Below are 3356 nucleotides of genomic sequence, written 5' to 3' on the forward strand. Positions count from 1 at the left end.
GCGCGAGCGCGCGCCCCCCCTCTCTCCCTCGCTCTTGGGCCCGCCCGCTCGGGCGCCGCCCCGCCGGGTGCCGCAGCCCGGCGGGGGCCCCCCCCCCCCCCCCCCCCCCCCCCGACGCCCCCCACCAGCAGTCCCGCCACCCCTGAGGACGCCATGAGCAGCACGACCGTCATCACCAACATCGCCAGTCTGGTCACCAACGATCCCTCCTTGGGCGACGGCTCCCCGCTCGGTCTGATCCAGGACGCGGCCGTCGTCATCGACGGCGACCGTGTCGCGTGGACCGGTGAATCAAGCAAAGCACCCGCCACCGACAACCGGGTCGACGCCGGTGGCCGCGCGGTGATCCCGGGCTTCGTCGACTCCCACTCGCACCTGGTCTTCGCCGGTGACCGCACCCAGGAGTTCAACGCCCGCATGTCCGGCCGCGCGTACAGCGCGGGCGGCATCCGCACCACCGTCGCCGCCACCCGCGCCGCCTCCGACGAGGAGCTGGAGCGCAACCTCACCCGCTACCTGCGCGAGGCCCTCCGCCAGGGCACCACGACCTTCGAGACCAAGTCGGGCTACGGCCTGACCGTCGAGGACGAGGCCCGCGCACTGCGCATCGCCGCCTCGCACACCGACGAGGTCACCTACCTCGGCGCGCACATCGTCTCGCCGGACTACGCCGACGACCCGGCCGGCTATGTCGCCCTGGTGACCGGCGAGATGCTCGACGCCTGCGCCCCGTACGCGCGTTGGGTGGACGTCTTCTGCGAGAAGGGCGCCTTCGACGGCGACCAGGCGCGGGCGATCCTCACGGCCGGCAAGGCCAAGGGCCTGCACCCGCGCGTGCACGCCAACCAGCTCTCGTACGGTCCCGGTGTCCAGCTCGCCGTCGAGCTGGACGCGGCGAGCGCCGACCACTGCACCCACCTGACGGACGCGGACGTCGACGCCCTCGCGAGCGGCGACACCGTGGCGACCCTGCTCCCCGGCGCCGAGTTCTCCACCCGCGCCGAGTGGCCGGACGCCCGCAGGCTGATCGACGCCGGTGTCACGGTGGCCCTGTCCACCGACTGCAACCCCGGCTCGTCGTTCACCTCGTCCGTGCCCTTCTGCGTCGCGCTCGCCGTACGGGACATGCGGATGACCCCGGACGAGGCCGTGTGGTCGGCGACCGCGGGAGGCGCGCGGGCGCTGCGCAGGGACGACGTCGGCCGGATCGTGCCGGGCGCCTACGCGGACCTGACGCTGCTGGACGCCCCGAGCCACGTCCACCTCGCCTACCGTCCGGGCGTCCCGCTGGTCACCGGCGTCTGGCGGCGCGGCGTCCGCGAGATCTGAGCCCGCGGACCGGACGGGGGCGGGCCCAGGGCCCTTCGGACGGCGCCCGCAGGGACACCCCCAGGGACCCAGGGACCCAGGCGGCGTCCGCCGACCGGGCCCACGGAGACCCCTCAGGCGCTGCCCGCGCGCCAGCGCTGGCCCGTGCCCCCGGTCAGCGGCACCAGGGACAGTCCGCCGTCGCCGTCCGGTGTCACGGCCGTCTCGATGGCCACGGCCGGGCGGATCACACCGTCCCCGTCGACGGTGAAACGGAGGTTGTCGCCGTGGCCGCCGTCGAGCGAGGAGCACTCCCAGATGCCCACGCCCCGGTCGACGGAGCCGCGGCTGTCCAGGCAGAAGTCGTCGTCGGCGGCCGACCGGAGGGAACCGCTGTCGACGCGCCAGCGCTGGGTGGGGGAGGACGTGCAGGGCGCCGTGACGACGTCGGTGCCCTTCTCGAAGTCGCCGTCGGGGATGTCCAGGCACAGCCCCGAGGCGACGTTCACCACCTGGGTGGCGGTGCCGCCCGGCGGGCGGAGGACGACGGTCGGGGTCGGCTTCGGGCTCGGTGACCTCGGCGGCGCCGAACTGCGGGACGGCGAGGGCGACGCGGAGGTCGCCGAGGGCGAGGGCGAGGCCGAGGGCGTGGGGGCCGACGGGGTGACCGGGACCGTCGCCGTGACGGTCACCGCGGGCGGGCCCGAGGGCGTGCCGACCGAGCCCGCCGCACCCGTGGACGGCGCCTCGCCGGAGGACAGCAGCAGGAACAGCACCGGCGCCAGGGCCACGCCGAACGCCGCCGCCGAGGTCAGGACGAACCGGCGGGACGGCGGCCAGGGCAGCACCGACGTCCGCGGGGCGGCGGGAACGGGCGGGGCGGCTCCCGTCCCCGTCGGGTCGTCCGTGACGTACGCCGTGCCCGCCCACGGCAGGAGGCCCTCGGCCAGGGCGGAGCGCGGGTGGTCGCGCAGCGCGGTCAGTTCCTCGTACGCGGCCGAGCAGTGCGCGCAGCGCGCCATGTGGGTGTGCAGGTCGGTGCTGGAGCGTGGGTTGTCGGGCCGTACCGACTCCTCGATCAGCCGGCGGAAGTCCCCGCAGCGCGGATCGTCCGAAGCGGCCAGCCGGTACCGCAGACAGGCCTGGCCCAGGGAGTGGAGCGCCTGGTCGGTGCCGTACGTGACGTCCTCGGCCGTGAGGCCGAGCAGGACCGCCGTCCGTTCGGCGGGCTCGCGCTCCACGACCGCGTACCAGATGAGTCCCTGGGCGCGGGACGGGAGGGACTGGAAGGCGGGGAGCAGGGAGGGGACGGGGCCGCCGGGGCCCGCGGTGCTGAGGACGAGGAGCAGCCCGGGGTCGAGTCCCGCCGCCCGCTGGTCCCGGGCCCAGGTGGCGGCCACGCGCCCGGTCAGCAGCAGGAGCTGGTGCCGCCAGGGGACGTTCGGGTCGATGCCGCGCGCCGTCTCGCGGGCCGCGAGGGTGAAGGTCTGCGCGGCGAGCTGTCCGGCTCCGGAGTCGCCGGTGGTGCACATCCGGGCGTAGGCGAGGACCGAGGCGCGGTGGCGTGCGCGCAGCTCCTGGAGCGCCGCGTACGCGGTCGAGGTGCCGGCGCGCAGCAGCTCGGTCAGCCGTGCGTCGGACGCCGCGGCGGGCAGTCCGTCGGCCTCGGCCGGGATGTCTCTGTCGGCCGGGTCGCCCTGTGCCATGTCTCTCCGCCTCCCCGCACCTGGTGCGTGCTCGTCCCGTCCTGACATACCGGCCAGTTTGGGATGCCCATGGTGACGGGATCGGCCTTCTGGGGAAAGAGCTGCCGGACAACGATTCCTTGGGAGCGCTCTCATCCTCCGCGCTCCCAACCCCTTTGCGTGAAAAGGAAGTTGTCTGCGCGGCGGGGCGGAGGGCCGCCGGGAAGCACGGAGCGGTGGGGGGGGCGGGGGGGGCGGGTGTGGGCGGGGTGGTGTGGGGGGGGCGGCGGCCCCCCCCCCTCGCCGAGCTCGTCCTCGACCGGCCCAAGGCCATGAACGCCGTGTCCACGGACATGGCGCGGT

At 75.4% G+C, this 3356-nt stretch carries 2 protein-coding genes; one reads left to right on the forward strand and one right to left on the reverse strand.

Annotated elements, in window-relative coordinates; all coding sequences use genetic code 11:
- The first annotated feature begins 153 nt into the window (after positions 1-153).
- On the forward strand, positions 154-1329 hold the full coding sequence (gene hutI, locus ACFXGX_RS39070; protein WP_384801819.1) for an imidazolonepropionase: 1176 nt from the start codon (positions 154-156) through the stop codon (positions 1327-1329).
- A gap of 113 nt (positions 1330-1442) precedes the next feature.
- On the opposite strand, the gene ACFXGX_RS39075 is transcribed toward hutI, so the two are convergent.
- The gene (locus tag ACFXGX_RS39075) at positions 1443-3014 is read right to left on the reverse strand and encodes a ricin-type beta-trefoil lectin domain protein (protein ID WP_384801822.1); all 1572 of its coding nucleotides are present in this window, start codon (positions 3012-3014) and stop codon (positions 1443-1445) included.
- Between the last annotated feature and the right edge of the window lie 342 nt (positions 3015-3356).

It is taken from the genome of Streptomyces sp. NPDC059371, assembly GCF_042751995.1.
Classification (GTDB): domain Bacteria; phylum Actinomycetota; class Actinomycetes; order Streptomycetales; family Streptomycetaceae; genus Streptomyces.

What these genes read in the sequence shown, in the direction of transcription:
- hutI (WP_384801819.1), top strand. Translation starts at nt 154, where the DNA reads ATGAGCAGCACGACCGTCATCACCAACATCGCCAGTCTGGTCACCAAC.
- ACFXGX_RS39075 (WP_384801822.1), bottom strand. Translation starts at nt 3,014, where the DNA reads ATGGCACAGGGCGACCCGGCCGACAGAGACATCCCGGCCGAGGCCGAC.